This window comes from Gemmatimonadota bacterium (assembly GCA_026702745.1).
Lineage (GTDB): Bacteria > JAAXHH01 > JAAXHH01 > JAAXHH01 > JAAXHH01 > JAAXHH01.
Window position 1 is genome coordinate 1 of record JAPPBT010000038.1, and the last position, 16325, is coordinate 16325.

Below are 16325 nucleotides of genomic sequence, written 5' to 3' on the forward strand. Positions count from 1 at the left end.
CGCCGCTGGGCATCGATCTGGACTACGCTGTATCCTTCTATACCGGACAACAGCCGGTTATGTTCCATTTCGAATCCGGCCTGCCCGGCGCCATCGACGCTGAATCCCAGGACCTGGCCGGCGGCGGTCCGGTAGGGATAGACCCGCCTGGCTTCCTTTTCCGTGCGGATATAGGGTTCGAAAAGGGGGTAGGTGGACAGCCCCCTTATCCGTTCGCTGGTCTCCGGATTCACCCACCGTACCAGGTACCGGAAGTCGGAGGATCCGGTAATCCGGTCCACGATATGGCGGGGATCTTCGCCGGTGATCTGGGAGAGTTGTACGGCCAGGTTGCCGACGTCGGCGGCACTGAACCGTTCCCCGTCCAGATCCTGGATGCCGAAGGAGTCGAACTCGACGCTCAGGGCCAGCGAGTTTCCGTTTCGATCGAAGATACGGCCCCGCCGGGGATCGATGGTGACGACCCGGTGCTGCTGGTCACGGGCTCGCTGCCTGTAGGTCTCGCCGTCGCGAATCTGTATCAGCGCGATTCGGAATCCGAGTCCTGCACACAGCAACATACCGATCGCGAAGAGGAAGGTCAGTCTGCGCATACAGGATTTCGCGACCATATGGGTTATTCCTCATCGGGAATCCACTCGAGCCGTTCGGAACGAGGCGAGGATCAATGCGTCATCCGCCGGTTCTCCCGCGATCGCCCTCACGTCGGGCTCGGTGCCGGCCAATGCCACGGCCGTGTCAACCGCGTCCATGACCACAACCTGTCCGACCGCCGCGTGTTCCAGTTCGTAACGATGCATGGCCGCGGTTTCGTTCCGGAGCTGTTCCGCCAGCCGAACGATCCGCACGTGCAGGTAGGCGCTTTTCTTTTCCAGCGCCTCCTTCTGGTGTTCCAGTTGCAGGATCTCCCGCTTCAGCGTCCTGGTTTTATCCTGGTGCCAGATGTAAAACATGCTCAGCGACGTGACGAGCGCGATCATACCGATCCAGCTGAACAACTGTCCCATGTACGGATGGTCGCTGCGGAATCTGAAAGCGGATTTCATGTCGGCCTCTCCGGTCGGAATAGGTGGTGCAGATTTCTGCGTGCGCCTTGATCGTCGGGCAAGCGTTCGATCATACGAAACCTGGCGCTTCGGGCCCGTGGGTTGGCCGTGACCTCTTCCCGTGAAGCCACGACGGCTCGCCTGGTGTGCAGCACGGCGACGCGCTCGTGCTCGCACACGCATTGCGGCAGTCCCGGTGGGCAGATGCAATCCGAAGCCCAGGTTTCGAACGTCCGCTTGACCATGCGGTCCTCTAACGAATGATAGGATATGACGCCGAAACGACCCCGGCCGCTCAACAGCGGCAGCAGGTTATCCAACGCCGTTCTCAATCTGTCCAGCTCCTGGTTCACGGCGATCCGCAGTGCCTGGAACACCCGGGCACAGGACTTGATCGCCCATCTGCGTCGTACCGCCGACCTGATGGTTTCGGCCAGCTCGGTGGTGGAGGTCAGCGGTGACTTCGCGCGGCTTCTGACAATCGCGTTCGCGACGCTGCGGGCCTGCCGTTCCTCGCCGTACTCCCCGATGATCCGTTCGATTTCGTCCCGGGAACCCCGGTTAACGATATCGGCTGCCGTCAGCGCCCCGCCCCGGTCCATGCGCATATCGAGCGGGCCTTCGGACTGGAAGGAGAAACCGCGGCCAGGCGTATCGATCTGGTACGATGACACGCCAAGGTCCAGCAATAGCCCGTCCACCCGGGGGATGCGTTCCGCTTCCAGCACGGACGCCAGTTCCGTAAAGTCACGATGCATGATATCCACGCGAGGGGTCGCGCCCGCAAGCCTGGCCCTGGACACGCGGACTGCTTCAAGGTCCCTGTCCAGCCCGATCAGCCGGCCGGTTGTATCCAGCTTGTCCATGATTGCGCGCGCGTGGCCGCCTCCTCCGATGGTTCCGTCCACGTATGTGCCCGATTTGTCCCAGACGATCATATCGGATATTTCCCCGGCAAGAACGGGAACATGGTTATACGAATCTGCCAGACCCATGTTGATTCCGCTGCTGCATTTGCCCTTGGGCGGGAACGATCAGACGAACAGGGATTCCGCGATCTCTTCGTAGGTGTGTCCCGATTCGTCCATCACCTTCTTGTATTCCTTCGGACTCCAGATTTCAAAGTGGTCGAGCGTACCGACGATCAGCACCTCGGACTCGATGTCGGCACGTTCGATCAGTTGCCGGGGAAGCGCGATGCGCCCCTGCTTGTCCATGGATACCGCCACGGCCTCCGACGAGAGCATCCTGATAAAAACCCGCGTGTTCTGCTTCGTGATGGGCAGTTCGCGCAATCGGGTGTCGATCTGTTCCCACTCGTCGATCGGATATACGAAAAGGCATCCGTCGAGTCCCCGCGTGATGATCAGCGTGTCGTCCTCGTCGGTCCGGATGTGCTTGCGGAACTTCACAGGAACATTCACCCGTCCTTTGTGATCCACGGTGTGCGTGTATGATCCCAGGAAGTTGACCATCCGTCATCTCCTTGTAATACTAAGGAGTAAACACCCTAACGTGAGGTGATCATTTAAGAATACTATACAAGTGTTTGGCAGTTAGGATGTTCGGTGACCCACTTTGTCCCACTTCTTCCCACTATACTACATTGTGCCCCCCATATTGTCAAAATAAAAATTGGACTTACATCGGTTTTCTTTACCTATGGATAAGGAAAACTCCGTAACTCCAAGTGTCCAAAAGACTATATAGATGTTGATACACATCATACGTTGACACCATATACCACGAAATGGCTGCGAAATGACACTATATGGCGTCTTAAACGCGGAAAGACCGTCGCGGCGCGGTTTCTTCCGGCCGCTGCGCGGGTTAGGCAATCCTGTATGATAAAAATTTTGAAAAAACCGGTGGGTCTTACCGAATCGGTGCGTCGTGCGGCAGACAGGCCGGCGGCATCCGGCCTGCGTTGTCTGTAAACCCGGGGCGGGTCTACTTGCCGTCCCTGAGTTCCCTCGATCGCTGGGTGGCGGTTTCGACCGCGCTGATCAGCATGCTGCGCAAGCCGCGGATCTCCAGGTCGTGGACCGCCGCGATGGTCGTGCCGCCCGGCGTCAGGACCTGGTCGCGCAATACCGCGGGATGCTTGCCGGTCTCCTGAATCAGCCGCGCGGCGCCGAGTACGGTCTGGGCCGCGAGGTCCAGGGCGACGTCCCTGGGCAGGCCCATTTTAACGCCGCCGTCGGACAGCGCTTCGATGACCATATATATGTAGGCGGGGCCGCTGCCGCTGAGCCCGGTTACGGCGTCCAGAAGATGTTCGTTCACGAACACGACCCGCCCCACGGCCTGGAAGATCCGGGCGGCCATCTGCTTGTGTTCTTCGCCGGCGTACCTGCCCGGTGAAATGGCGGCGGCCCCTTCGTCCACCAGCGAGGCGATGTTCGGCATCACGCGCACGACGGGATTCTCGGTGCGAATCATATCGGTGATCCCGGAAGTCGTCACCCCCGCCGCGATCGTGATCAGCAGTTGGTCGGGACGCAGCAGGTCCCGCACCTGGTCCACCACGCGCTCGATGGCCTGGGGCTTGAGACAAATCATGACGATATCCGCTTCACTGATCGCTTCCCGGTTGTCGGTGGTCCACCGTACTTCCCACTGATCCGCCAGTTCCTTCAGATGGTCGGACCGCAGACCGGTAATCACGATCTGGTCCGGGGGAACGAGATTCGCTCTGCGTATGCCGCCGAGCAGGCAGGATCCCATGTTTCCTGTTCCGAGTATCATGATGCGGTGGTTATTGAGCATTTTGCACCTTCCGGTCGGTGATGCCGGGCTTATCCGACGTAAATGGCGGACACGATGCGGTCCAGGCCGTTGTAGTCCTTCACGATCTCCACGTTTCCATAGGCGCGGCGATCCGTCACCAAGCGAGTCACCGCGGCGGACTGCCCCGCGCCGATCTCCAGGGCGAGCATCCCGCCTTCATTCAGGTACTTCGGGGCCTGATCGATAAGCGCGCGATGACATTCCAGCCCGTCTTCTCCGCCGTGGAGCGCCAACCGGGGTTCGTACCCTCGCACCTCCTCCGGCAGGCCGTCCATTTCCCGGGAAGTGACGTAGGGCGGGTTGGCCACGATCAGGTCCAGGGCGTGCGGCGCAAGCGTATCGAGAGGCGCCAGCAGCGATCCCTGCATAAAGGTGATCCGGCTGTGACGGTCCTCCAGCAGGTTTTCGGCATTCCTGCGGGCGACCTCCAGGGCCCTCGGGGAAACATCTGTAGCGTCCCCCTGCGCGAACGGGCACTCCAGGGCGAGCGTGACCGCCAGTACCCCCGAGCCCGTGCCGATGTCCGCAAAGCGCACGGCCGGACTCCCGGTCCGCTCACGGTGCAACCCATCCAGGTAGGGGCGCACGTGGTCGACGAGTCCTTCGGTCTCGGGCCGGGGTATCAGCACGGCGGGCGAAACCTCGAACCCGCGACCGTAGAATTCCGTACGGCCCGTGATATACTGGACCGGTTCCCCGCGCATTCTCCGGCCGACCAGCGCCGAAAACCGCGAAGATTCCAGCGGATCGAGCCGTCGGTCGTGATCCAGGTACAGATCGAGGCGGCTCGTTGCGCATACTTCGCCGAGCAGCAGTTCCGATTCGACACGGCCGCTGTGCTTCACCGGGCCACGGTGCTCCACCGGGAAGCCGTGATCCACCTGGCCGTCGTGATCAGCCGGGTTGACCTGAACAGCCGGGCCGTTGTGATCCGGCCGGCCGTCCAGTTTCCGGGCCGCCCAGTCAACCGCCTGGAGCACGGTCGTTGCGGTGGGACAGTCGAATTCGTTCATGGATCGCATCCGGTGGCCTGGGTGCCCTGGGTGGCCTGGGTGCCCTGGGTGCCCTGGGTGCCCTGGGTGCCCTGGGTAGCCTGCGTCATTCAGACGTCAACTGGGCCATTTTCTCCGCCCGGTCCGCCTCCGCCAGGGACTCCACGATCTCGTCGATGTCCCCTTCGAGGACCTGGTCGATCTTGTACAGCGTCAGACCGATGCGATGGTCCGTGACTCTTCCCTGCGGGAAGTTGTAGGTCCGGATCTTCTCGCTTCGGTCTCCCGACCTCACCTGGGACCTGCGGCTGCTCGCCATCTCCGCTTCCTGCTCCTGTCGGGCCATATCCAGCAGTCGGGCGCGCAACACCTTCATGGCCTTGGCCTTGTTCTTGTGCTGCGACTTCTCGTCCTGGCACGAGACGACCAGGCCGGTCGGCACATGGGTAATGCGCACCGCCGAATCGGTCGTATTCACGCTCTGGCCGCCCGGGCCGGAGGAACGGAACACGTCGAAGACCAGGTCTTTCTTCTCGTCGATTTCCACTTCGACTTCCTCCGCTTCGGGAAGAATGACCACCGAGGCAGCGGAGGTGTGTACCCGCCCCTGTGTTTCCGTTACGGGGACCCGTTGCACGCGATGGACGCCGCTTTCGTTTTTCAGTCTGCCGTAGACCCCCTTGCCCTCGATCTGGAAGAAGACCTCCTTGACGCCGCCCCTTTCCGCCCCGTTGGAATTCAGGGTCTCCGTCTTCCATCCGCGGCTGTCCGCGTACCGGCTGTACATGCGGAACAACTCTCCGGCGAAGATCGCCGCCTCGTCGCCTCCCGTACCCGCGCGGATCTCGCAAATGATATTGCGCTCGTCTTCGGGATCCCTGGGTACGATCATCCGCGTGAGCTCCTCCTCCATGGCCGTCCGTTCCCTGTCGAGGCTTTCCACCTCGTCCCGGGCGAGTTCGGCCATGTCCGGATCAGCCGCGGACTCCTGCAGCACCGACCGGGCCGACTCGAGGTCATCCAGGACTTTCCGGTACACGCGGTACCGGTCGACGACCGGGGTCAGTTCCCGGTACGCCCGCCCGATTTCGCGCATTTTCTGCGGATTGGTGGTTACGGAAGGGTCCGCCAGTTGACGGTCGAGGGACTCGAAGCGCCTGACGATGTTTTCGAGTTGATGGAGTAACATGGAGGCATGGAATAGGAAAGGGGAGCGGCGCAACCGAAGGTCGCGGCAAGCCTGGCCATCGGGCCCGGAAGGATCGGGCGACGTCGGCCTGAGGATTACTCGTTTATTCCGTACTTCCTGTTGAAGCGTTCCACGCGGCCCGCACTGTCGACCATCTTCTGCTTCCCGGTATAGAAGGGATGGCACGCCGAACAGATCTCCACGTGGATCGTTGCGATCGTCGAGCGTGTCTGGAATGTATTGCCACAGGCGCAGGATACCGTGATTTCTTTGTATTCCGGGTGAATACCGCTCTTCATCAGGCTTACTCCTTGAGGTCATCGCTATGAAAACAGCACGGCCGGTCCGCTTGTCGGTCGAAGTGCGCAGGCAATAATAGGCGAAGCGGCAAGGACTGTCAAGCATCTTTTGCCCCCCCGCCGGCCCGCCTCAGGACAAATGAGTTGCCGACGAATGACCGGTCCTTTATATTTACGTGTCTTTTCAGCATTGTCCGGAATCAGGCGGCCGGTTCGAACGCCGCAAGTCCGTAAGGAGCACTGGCAAGATGGCCTTGATGAAACTATTGAGAGAACGGACCCACGTCGTCATGATCATCCTGGTCATAGCCTTCGTGGGACTGATCGGCCTGGAATGGGGCGCCGACATGACCGGCAGGGGACCGGGCGGGCAGAATGCCGTGGGTTCGATCAACGGCGAATCGGTATCCTACGAGGAAATGCGATTTGAAGTGGAACGCCAGCAGGAAATCGACCGCCAGCAGCAGGGCGGCAGCGTGGACGAATTCCGGCGCCGCGAAATCATCAACGAAGTATGGGACCGTCGGGTCAACCTCACGTTGCTCGAACAGAGCATCGGTCAGCAGGGCATCAGCGTAACCGACGCCGAAATCCTGGAGGCGATCCGCACGAATCCGCCGGAATACATCCGGCAGCAGGAAATGTTTCAGACGGACGGCGAATTCGACCAGACCAAGTACCTCCAGGCGCTGAACGATCCTGCGGTCGAAGGCTGGACGTTTCTCGAAGACCAGTACCGCATGCTGCTGCCCCGGCAAAAACTCGTCAACCGCGTGGTATCGGGCGCCCGCGTTACGGACCTGGAAGTCCGGCAGGCCTTCGTGAATCAGAACGAGCGGCTTACGGCGAAGTACCTCCTGTTCGATCCGGAAGACCAGGACGTGGAACCGGAATCGATCAGCGATGAAGATGTCGCCGCGTACTATTCGGAGCATCCCGAAGCGTTCCTGGAGGTCGACCGGGTTTCACTTTCCTACGTCATGATTCCGAAGCAGCCGAGTGTGGCCGATTCCCTGCGTGTCGAGCGACAGATCGACGAGCTCTACGACCAGCTTGTCAACGGCGCCGATTTCGAAAACCTTGCCAGGGACTTCTCCGAAGACACATCCAACGCCTCCGAGGGAGGAAACCTGGGTTTCTTCGGCCGAAACGACATGGTCCCGGAATTCGAAGCAGCCGCCTTTGAAACGCCGCCCGGCTCCATTTCGAAACCCGTGAAGACGGAGTACGGCTGGCACATCATCAAGGTGGAAGAGTCCGCAGTCAGGGACGGCGAGGAACAGGTCCGTGCGCGCCATATACTTCTGAGGACCATGACTGGACAGCAGACCCTGGGCGCGCTGAACGACCAGGCGAGACAGCTGCAGGCCCGTGCCGTCGAAAGCGGCCTGGAGGATGCAGTCCGCTCTGCCGGCTCGATGCCGGATTCTCTCCAGGTCGAATCCACCGGGTTTTTCGCCGACCGCCCCGACGGGTTCATCCCCGGCATCGGGTACCTGGTCGGCGCGTCGTCTTTCGCCTTCGCATCCGAACCCGGTGATATCGGAGAGGTACTGGAGAGCACCAGCGGTTTCTATGTCCTTGAAAACGCCGGTGAAAAGCCGGCGGGCGTACTGCCCCTGGAGGAGGTGGAACTGCGCATCCGGTCGATACTCGTACGGAACCGTAAAATGGAACAGGCCAGGCTCCGCGGCGAAGAGGTCCGATCTAGCCTCGCCGGCGGCAACCTGGACGCGTTAAGCGGCGAAATGGCGGACCGGGTCGCCACCACGGATCCCATCACCCGGCAACAGGCATTCATCCCTCGCATCGGGCAGGATCTGAATTTCATCAAGGGAGCTTTCCAGCTGTCGGAGACTGGCGAACTCAGCGAAGTGGTCGAAGGGGAACGGGGCTATTACCTCATCCAGCTGGAGTCCAGGGATCCGGTCGATGAAACGACCTACGAGATGGTGAAGGAAACCCTGAAACGGCAGTTGCTGATCCAGAAGCAGAATCAACTGTACCAGGAGTGGCTTACCCGTCTGCGCGAAGACGCGGAAATCGAGAACAACCTGCGGGATTTCTTCGCCATATAGCACGCTACAAGATCAGGTCGCGCATCGCGTGGATGATCTTCCGTGCACGCATCCTGGTCTCGTATTTCTGTCGCGCCAGCCCGCTTCGCGACAGATTCTCCGCATTCAACTGGATGTGAAACCTGAGGCACTGCGACGTACCCGACGGCCGTACGGTCAGGTAGTTGAGTCTTTCCTCGTCGAAATAAAACCGAATGCCCTCGTCTGGAAAGTCCGGCCACTGGTGCGCATCCGCGTACTTGCCCGCCACGAAGGTCTCCGATGACCGCACCGGGAGACCGTCCAGCGAAAGGGACTCGCCGTCCCGCACGCGTTGTCCCAGCTCCGCGCATCGTCTCAGGATGCCGATCTTCCGCGTCAGCCCTTCCAATCCCTTGAATTCTCCCCAACGCGGGACCGGAACGACGTCGGTAGCGAAATACCCGATATCGGGATCCAGGTAAATCTGTTCGTCGATCAGTTCGTATACCGTCGTCCCAAGGGATGCGGCATAGGCCGCCACTTCGGCGAGCAGGATCGCGGCGAAGACACCGTCCTTGTCACGCACGTGGCCGTTGCTTCCCATGGCCGCGGCCGTGGCGGGCGGTCCTCCCAGGATACTGAACCCGTTGCTCTGCTCCAGGCAGCCCACGTTGCAGCGTCGGGGCATGCCCTCCATATCCACGGTCTGATAGACGATATCTTTGAACCGGGGATCCGATAGGTTGTCGCCCGACCACACCCGTTCCACCGCGTTGGCGATCAGGCCGAACCCGACCCAGGTCTTTACGACGCCGACGCCGTGTTTCCGTGCGAGCCGTACCAGTGCGTCAGTCGTGATGTGGGAAAGCACGATGAACGACTCCTCCGGCCGCGGGTGAAATGCCTTCGTACTCCCGGCACCCTGCGACAGGCGGTACCAGAGCAGCAGAGACCATGCGTCGTCGGCCGACAGCAGCACATGGGACCGGTTGTCGTGGTATTTCCGGCAGGCCCGGGGGACCTTGACCACGAGCCCCGCCCGGTCGGCGTCCGGGTCGGTCCCGATCATCAGTTCGAGCGCTTCCATGGCATCCGCGCCGTACTGTTCGACGAAGGCGTCGACGGCGATATCGGACGCCGTGGGATCACCCGGGTCCGGTTGTTGTTCGGGATGGTCCTGAAAGGCGGGGAAGAGCCCGTTGAGCTCGTTCAACCGGTGGCGGGTTACCGTGTCCACCCGGGTGAAACCGAAATCACTCAGCAGCCGGGGCACGGCCTTTCGTCCGGCCCCGTGAAACGCGCAGTACCCGATTCCAATGGAGGGCGCCCACGACTTCATCATCGCGACATCGGAAATGAATCCCCGGATCTGGTCCTGGTACATCCCGTGGATATCTATGAGGGGACGGCCTAGATAGTCGAATCCGGCCAGGGGCGCGGCGCCGCCCAGGAACACGAGCCTGTTTCCGTCACGACGAGGGTCTTCGGGGTGCCCCGGATCGACCCCGGCGTCATCGAAGCCCAGGAGCGCGACCTGGGCCGGGGTCGTTTTCCGGATGTAGTCGTTGTAGATGACCGATCGTTCCCGGGGAGAAAACTGCGATCCCGTCCCGGCGGAGAGCTTGTAGCCGTTGTATCTACGGTCGTTATGGCTCGCCGAGATCAGGATGCCCATATCGGCACCCAGCGTAGGTATGGCGAAGGTCATTTCCGGGTACGGACAGGCTTCGTCGAAGAGGTAGACTTTCAGCCCCTCCGCGAGGAACACCCCGGATACCAGCCGGGCGAAATCCTGGCCCGCCACCCGGCTGTCATAGCCGATGACGATGGACCGGAGTCCATGGGCGGTCGCGTACTTCGCGACGCCCGCGGACTTCAGCAGGAGAACGATGTTATTGAGGGTATTCGGCCCCTTGAGGATGGGGGCGTCCATGCCGTCCCGGGCGAGGATCAGCAGTTCTTCGTCCGACATGGCGGCTCTGCCGCGTATACCCGCCGTGCCGAACTTGATCTCGTCCACGAAGGCTTCGACCAGTTCGTCCCACCTGGCCGCTTCGACGGCGCTTCTCAGCCCGTCGCCGAGGCGGGGGGACAACCGGTTGATGTGGGGGTCGGTCAACCAGCGGCGAAGATTCGGAAGCACGTTCAGACGGGCCTGTTCGTAGAGCCCTTCGTCGATCAGCCCGCGGCGGTACTGCTCCTCGAGGAAACCGGAGATCCCGGTTTTCGCCTTCCGAACGACGGCGTCGTCGTCGATCGCCATGGGGTCACCCGTCGGCGATATGGACCTGCGTGCGCTTCTTCCCAAACCGGCGGAACTGGACGATGCCGTCCGTCAATGCGAAGAGGGTGTCGTCGTTGCCGCGCCCTACGTTGTTACCGGGCAGAATCCGCGTTCCCCGCTGCCGGACGATGATATTGCCGGCCCGGACGCGCATGCCGTCGCCGGTCTTGACGCCGAGAAACTTGGGGTTGCTGTCTCTCCCGTTGCGAGAACTTCCTACACCTTTCTTGTGGGCCATCTGCGTAAATCCTTTCGATCAGTTGGATGCGCTTGGGTCGTAGTTGATTCCGGTGATTTCGAGCGCGGTATACGGCTGCCTGTGCCCTCTCTTCCGGCGGTAGTTCTTCCGGCGTTTCATCTTGAAGACTACGATCTTGGGGTGGCGGCCTTGTTCGGTAACCTTGGCCGTCACGGTGGCCCCGGCCACCGTCGGCGTGCCGACCAGTGTCTCTCCGCCGCCCAGGAGGAGCACCTGGTCGATGGTGATCTCGTCGCCCACTTCGGCGGCGATCTTCTCGACCTGGATCGTATCTCCCTCATTGACACTGAACTGCTGATCGCCGGATCTGATAACAGCGTACATCTATTTCGCTCCTTGTCCGTTTGGTCCGGTGGTCCGTCTGGTCCGGTGGTCCGCTTACTTGAACTCGTCGGTCACGTCCAGGTCCCGTTTGCCCGAGAACACGCGGAACTCTTCCACGTGCAGGAACGGGTCTTCCTCGACCTGTAGTTGCATCTTGTACTCGTCCTGCAGATTCACCAGTTTCTCCCGGCCGTTTTCATGCAGACTCAACGCAACGGTGGGATGTACCTTGAGCTTGAGCTTCCGTTCTCTCAGGCCGGGCTTGGCCCGCTTCAGCCACCGGCCGATCTGGGTGACCATGGTAATGCGCGACATGATGCGGCCAGTCCCGTCGCACACCGGGCACGCCTCGCTGAAGGTGAACAGCAGGCTGGGGCGGATCCGCTGGCGGGTCATCTCGATGAGCCCGAATTCGCTGATCTCCTTGGACATGCGAGTCCGCGCGCGGTCGTGGGACATGGCCTTCTCCATTTCCTGGTGCACCTGCCGCCGGTTCCCGCGGTCTTCCATGTCAATAAAATCAATGACGATGATGCCCCCGATATCCCTGAGCCGAAGCTGCCGCGCCACCTCTGCGCACGCTTCCAGGTTGGTCTGGAACACGGTTTCCTCGTGTCCCCTGGACCCCGCGTACCGTCCCGAATTCACGTCGATCGTCACCAGCGCTTCGGTCGGTTCGATGAGGATGTAGCCGCCATTCTTCAGCCATACTTTACGGTGCAGCGCCTTACCGATCTCGTTCTCGATCCCGTAGGCGTCGAACACCGGCGCCGTACCGTCGTACATGTGGACGCGCTCGCGAAGCTGGGGGGCCACACCCTTGAGATAGGCCAGGATCTCCTTGTATACCGTCTTCGAGTCGATGATCACGCTGTCGATGTCGGGCGTGAACAGATCGCGTATCATCCCGGACGTCATTTCGACGTCCTTGTGGATCATGGCGGGCGCCGGCGTCTTTCCGACCTGCTTTTCTATAGTCCGCCAAATCCGGGTCAGCGCCTTCAGGTCGTTCTTCAGCTCGGAGTCCGACTTGCCCAGGGCGGCGGTCCGCACGATGACCCCGAAGTCGTCGTCCTTGAGTTTCCTGGCCAGGTCCCTCAGCCTGCGCTTCTCACTCCAGTCGTCGATACGTCGGGAAACGCCGACGTAGTTGGCATGGGGCACCAGCACGAGAAACCGGCCCGGCAGGGAAATCTGGGAGGTGACCCGCGGTCCCTTGGTGCCGATGGACTCCTTCGTGATCTGGACGACGATCTCCTGGCCTTCCTTGACCATCTCCTGGATCTGGTAATCCCGGTCCCTGCTCCGTCCGGATCCGGAATCCTGCTTGTCGTCGTCGTCGTCGAAATCGATCCAGTCGGCCCCACCGGTCACATCCGATGCCTGCAGGAAGGCCGCCTTGTCCATGCCGATATCCACAAAGGCCGCCTGAATGCTCGGTATGACCGCCGTCACTACGCCCTTGCAGATGTTCCCGACCACGCGCTCGTGTTCCGGGCGTTCGACCAGCAGCTCGACGAGATGGTTGTCCTCGAGCATCGCGATGCGCGTTTCGTGCGTGGCCGTCTCAACTATGATGTCTTTCCGCAAATAACAACCTTCTGTCTGGTCCCTCAAGCGGCGATTAACGTAAATGTTCCAAAGTAGTTAAATATAACATTCGGATGGTGTGGTGTCAAGTTCCGACTATGCCGACCGGAATATACGCGCGTATCTTCTCCAGCAGCTCCCCGGGTTCCAGCGTCGTCATGCAGATGTTGCCGATCGGACACCTGGTCCGGTTGCAGCCGAGACAGTCGACGCTTTCCTTCCGCACTACGCCGTGCCCATCGCCCCAGGGCCCCTGGGCACGGGGGTCGGTGGGACCGAAGATGCCGACGGTAGGAACGTTCAGCGCCGCGGCCATGTGCATCGGCGCGCTGTCGTTGCTGACCAGCAGGCCGCAGCGTTTAAGGAATGCGCCGAGTTCGGCCAGCGTCGTCTCCGGGAGCACCAGGGGGCGGTTGCCCATGGCGCCGGTCATCCGCGCGACGAGTTCTTCCTCCCCCGGACCCCGCAGGATCAGGACGTCCACGCCGTATTCATCGATCAGGGCGTCTGCCAGGCGGCCGAATGATTCAGGCGGCCAGCGCTTGATGGCCCATCCTCCGCCCGGGTTCAATCCGATCAACGCACGGGCGTCCGGGGTATGTTCGCGCAGCCACCGTTCCGCCTTTACTTCGGCCGTCCCGGGTATGGCGACGCTCGGCCGGTCGGTGGTCACCGGGATGTGCAGCGCTTCCAGGGCTTGCATGTGGAACAGGACCTCGTGCTGTGGCCGGTCTGGGGGCATGACCACGGTGGTGTAGGCACGGCGGCGCACCCGGAAGGCGTAACCGACCCGTTCCGGCGCCCCGGTCAGCAGGGTCAGCAGGGCGCTGCGGGGATTGCCGAAGAGGTCGATCGCGAGATCGAAGCGTTTGTGGCGCAGGTTGCGGTAGAATCGTACCTGTTCGCGCCAGGAACCGCGTATACCCAGGCTTCCCCACCGGCGCAGGGGCAGCACGATGAGTTCGTCCAGCTGGGGATTCCACCGCAGGACGTCCGCGGACGCCTCCTCCGTCAGGAAGGAGAGGCGGGCCCGCGGGAAACGCCGCTTCAGGTTCTCTATGACGGGTGTCGCCAGGACCACGTCTCCGGTGGCCCGCAGTTTGATGACCAGTATGCGCCGGGGATCTTCGGTCATAGGCCTACTCCGCCGGACGGCTGGAGGTCTCGCTCAGAACGGATTCCGCGGCCTCCAGTACACGGTTTGCGGATATCGATTCGATGCAGGGGACCGACCGGACGCAGAAATCACGGCCGCAGCAGTCGTCCGTACCGGCTTCCAGGGCGATGTGCCCATCGGCCTTCGAATAGGGAAACCAGATCCGCGGGTTGCTCGGACCGAAAAGGCCGATCGTAGGCGTGCCCACGGCCGCGGCGATATGCATGGGCCCGCAGTCGTTTGACACGAAGAGATCGCACCGCCGGATCAACGCGGCCAACCGGGTCAGCGAAGCGGTTTCCACGACGGGACAGTCGTGGCCCGCCAGGTCGGCCAACCCCACCATGGCCTCCCGCTGCCCCGGACCCGCGACCAGCACTACCCGGAGGTCCAGCGCTTCGATCATCCGGCGGGCCAGCTCGGTGAATCGGCCCGCGCTCCACGTCTTGGCCGGCCAGCTCGCGCCGGGGTTCAGCGCGACGATCCGGCGGTCGCCGTCCACGCCCCGCTCCGCGAGCCAGGAATCGGCCCACGCCGCGTCTTCGGCGGAGAAGTGGACCTCCGTGCGGTCGTCCTCCACGGGAACACCGATCGTCCGGACGGCGTCCAGGTAGGCATCCACCACCCGGAGCGAATCCGACCGCCTGATCTTGACGTTGTACACCGCGCCCCTTCCCCGCACGTCATAACCGACCCGGTACCGGGCGCCCGTGGCCAGGGTCAGCAGCGCGCTGCGCGGATTGCCGAAGAGATCGATCACCAGGTCGAAACGACGCTTTCGCAGGGCACGGAGGAAGCGCAGCTGTTTCCCGCAGCGGGTGAGCGCGGAACGGCCCGGCAGGAGTTCGTCCGGCAGGGCGATCACCTCTTCCAGGTAAGGGTTTCGGGCGAGGACCGCCGCGGGTCCCGCCTCCGCGAGATAGTAGAGTTCCGCTTCCCCGTAGTGCCGCTTCAACGCCCGGATCACCGGCGTGGTAAGCACCACGTCGCCGATGAAGCGCAAACGGGTAACGAGGATACGGCTTACTTCCGGAGCGTCCATAAGACCTCTAGGGTTTTTCGCGATCCGCCCACCCGGACGTCGATCCCAGGATCTCGCGGTCGGATACGACGGGTTCGGGATCGGACCGACGCCGCGTCCTCACCGCATCCGAGTGGCGCGCCGCGTCCAACAGCGCACGCGGAAAGTTCAGGTCGCCTTTCAGTACCGCGCCCAGGGAGCGGGCCATCATCCAGAATGCGTGCGACGCCAGGTACCTGCGGTCCCGCACGTTGCGCCACACGAAGAGGATCCGGTTTCTCGTGCTCACGCGTTCGACTAGGCCCCGGTCGTGCCGCGCGCCGATCGTCGCGCCGTGTTCGTGGGTGAGCCGGCTCTCCGGTTCGTAGAGCACGGTCCATCCCCGCTGGTACGCGCGGTAGGACAGGTCCAGGTCTTCCGAATAGAACGGGGCGTACAACGTGTCAAAACCACCCAGGGCCAGGTACTTCGACCGGGATACCGCCATGGCGGCCCCGTTGGCGTAGAGGGTGAGTGCACGGCCTTCTCGCAGGAACTCCCGTTCCGCCCACCTCAATCTGAGCAGTCCGCAGTGCATGACCCCCCGCACGAGACCGCCGCCAGGACGCCCGTCCCCGGCCTGGTAGACCCGGGGATTGACGGCGAACACCCGCTCGTCACGGAAATGGGAAAGGAGGGGATCCAGGAAGGGGCCGGTCACGACGACATCGTTGTTGAGCAGGACCACGACGTCGCGCGAAGCCCGCGACACCCCCGTGTTGCAGGCCGCGGCGAACCCCCGGTTCCCGTCGTGCCGGACCAGGACCGCGTCCGGACAGGCTGCCCACGTCCTTTCGGCCGTGTCGTCCGTGCCTCCGTCGTCCACCACCACGATCTCCGCCCGTTCCGCTTCCCCGTGGTCTTTCAGTGAACGCAGGCACCGCTCGACCAGAAAACCCGCGTTCCATGTCGGGATCACGATAGTGCAACGATCGCGCTGTGCCATGATTCCGTCCGAACCGGCCGTCACGCGGTGGGCCTCGCCGGTTTCTCCGTGCGCTCCTCCGTCCCGGTCTCGCCGTGCCAGACCTTTACCAGTCTCAGGAAGGCATAGATCCCCATGCACAGGCTGAAGAGAAGGCCAGGGAAACCGTCGCGGTATCCCCTTTTGACGATGTAGCACTTCCATGCCATGCCGAGGGGAGAAAACACCAGGCGCAGCCGTCCCACGCGTTGTCCTGCCTGGATCCGCTCCCCCGCGTCCACCGTGGTGTACCCGTTGATCCGGGTGATGAAATCGGAGAGCGTGTTGTGGGAATCGTGATAGAGGTCTTCGTGGATCAAGCCCAGTTCACCG

17 protein-coding genes are annotated in these 16325 nt (G+C 62.2%); 1 reads left to right on the forward strand and 16 read right to left on the reverse strand.

Annotated features, from left to right (window positions below; all coding sequences use genetic code 11):
- From OXH56_06420 to rpmE, 8 genes are all read right to left on the reverse strand, one after another.
- On the reverse strand, positions 1-593 hold a 593-nt coding region (locus tag OXH56_06420), incomplete at its 3' end, for a hypothetical protein (protein ID MCY3554942.1).
- A 30-nt stretch (positions 594-623) separates the two neighbouring features.
- Positions 624-1046 (reverse strand): hypothetical protein, encoded by a 423-nt coding sequence (locus tag OXH56_06425; protein MCY3554943.1) that lies wholly within the window; start codon positions 1044-1046, stop codon positions 624-626.
- The gene (gene rsmH / locus OXH56_06430) at positions 1043-2041 is read right to left on the reverse strand and encodes a 16S rRNA (cytosine(1402)-N(4))-methyltransferase RsmH (GenBank protein MCY3554944.1); all 999 of its coding nucleotides are present in this window, start codon (positions 2039-2041) and stop codon (positions 1043-1045) included. Before rsmH ends, OXH56_06425 begins: the two co-directional genes overlap by 4 nt.
- 39 nt (positions 2042-2080) lie before the next feature.
- Positions 2081-2521, reverse strand: a complete 441-nt coding sequence (gene mraZ / locus OXH56_06435) for a division/cell wall cluster transcriptional repressor MraZ (GenBank protein ID MCY3554945.1) — start codon at positions 2519-2521, stop codon at positions 2081-2083.
- A 475-nt stretch (positions 2522-2996) separates the two neighbouring features.
- The gene (gene proC, locus OXH56_06440; protein ID MCY3554946.1) at positions 2997-3815 is read right to left on the reverse strand and encodes a pyrroline-5-carboxylate reductase; all 819 of its coding nucleotides are present in this window, start codon (positions 3813-3815) and stop codon (positions 2997-2999) included.
- Between the two features lie 29 nt (positions 3816-3844).
- Positions 3845-4849 (reverse strand): peptide chain release factor N(5)-glutamine methyltransferase, encoded by a 1005-nt coding sequence (prmC, locus tag OXH56_06445; protein ID MCY3554947.1) that lies wholly within the window; start codon positions 4847-4849, stop codon positions 3845-3847.
- Between the two features lie 85 nt (positions 4850-4934).
- Entirely contained in the window at positions 4935-6017 is a 1083-nt protein-coding gene (gene prfA, locus OXH56_06450; GenBank protein ID MCY3554948.1) for a peptide chain release factor 1, read from the reverse strand.
- Between the two features lie 95 nt (positions 6018-6112).
- On the reverse strand, positions 6113-6316 hold the full coding sequence (gene rpmE, locus OXH56_06455) for a 50S ribosomal protein L31 (GenBank protein MCY3554949.1): 204 nt from the start codon (positions 6314-6316) through the stop codon (positions 6113-6115).
- A gap of 248 nt (positions 6317-6564) precedes the next feature.
- On the opposite strand from rpmE, the gene OXH56_06460 reads away from it, so the two are divergent.
- Positions 6565-8394 (forward strand): peptidylprolyl isomerase, encoded by a 1830-nt coding sequence (locus OXH56_06460; GenBank protein MCY3554950.1) that lies wholly within the window; start codon positions 6565-6567, stop codon positions 8392-8394.
- A 4-nt stretch (positions 8395-8398) separates the two neighbouring features.
- On the opposite strand, the gene OXH56_06465 is transcribed toward OXH56_06460, so the two are convergent.
- The 8 genes from OXH56_06465 to OXH56_06500 form a co-directional block, all read right to left on the reverse strand.
- Positions 8399-10618: a hypothetical protein gene (locus OXH56_06465; GenBank protein ID MCY3554951.1), complete on the reverse strand. Its 2220-nt coding sequence runs from the start codon at positions 10616-10618 to the stop codon at positions 8399-8401.
- Between the two features lie 4 nt (positions 10619-10622).
- Complete coding sequence (rpmA, locus tag OXH56_06470; GenBank protein MCY3554952.1) at positions 10623-10877, reverse strand: 50S ribosomal protein L27; 255 nt, start codon at positions 10875-10877, stop codon at positions 10623-10625.
- Between the two features lie 18 nt (positions 10878-10895).
- On the reverse strand, positions 10896-11222 hold the full coding sequence (gene rplU, locus OXH56_06475) for a 50S ribosomal protein L21 (GenBank protein MCY3554953.1): 327 nt from the start codon (positions 11220-11222) through the stop codon (positions 10896-10898).
- 54 nt (positions 11223-11276) lie between these two features.
- Positions 11277-12812: an Rne/Rng family ribonuclease gene (locus tag OXH56_06480; GenBank protein ID MCY3554954.1), complete on the reverse strand. Its 1536-nt coding sequence runs from the start codon at positions 12810-12812 to the stop codon at positions 11277-11279.
- A gap of 85 nt (positions 12813-12897) precedes the next feature.
- Positions 12898-13947, reverse strand: a complete 1050-nt coding sequence (waaF, locus tag OXH56_06485) for a lipopolysaccharide heptosyltransferase II (protein ID MCY3554955.1) — start codon at positions 13945-13947, stop codon at positions 12898-12900.
- Between the two features lie 4 nt (positions 13948-13951).
- Positions 13952-15010, reverse strand: coding sequence for a glycosyltransferase family 9 protein (locus tag OXH56_06490; GenBank protein ID MCY3554956.1), 1059 nt, complete (start codon positions 15008-15010; stop codon positions 13952-13954).
- A gap of 7 nt (positions 15011-15017) precedes the next feature.
- Entirely contained in the window at positions 15018-15974 is a 957-nt protein-coding gene (locus OXH56_06495; GenBank protein ID MCY3554957.1) for a glycosyltransferase, read from the reverse strand.
- Between the two features lie 20 nt (positions 15975-15994).
- A partial coding sequence (locus OXH56_06500) for a hypothetical protein (protein MCY3554958.1) occupies positions 15995-16325 on the reverse strand: 331 nt, incomplete at its 5' end.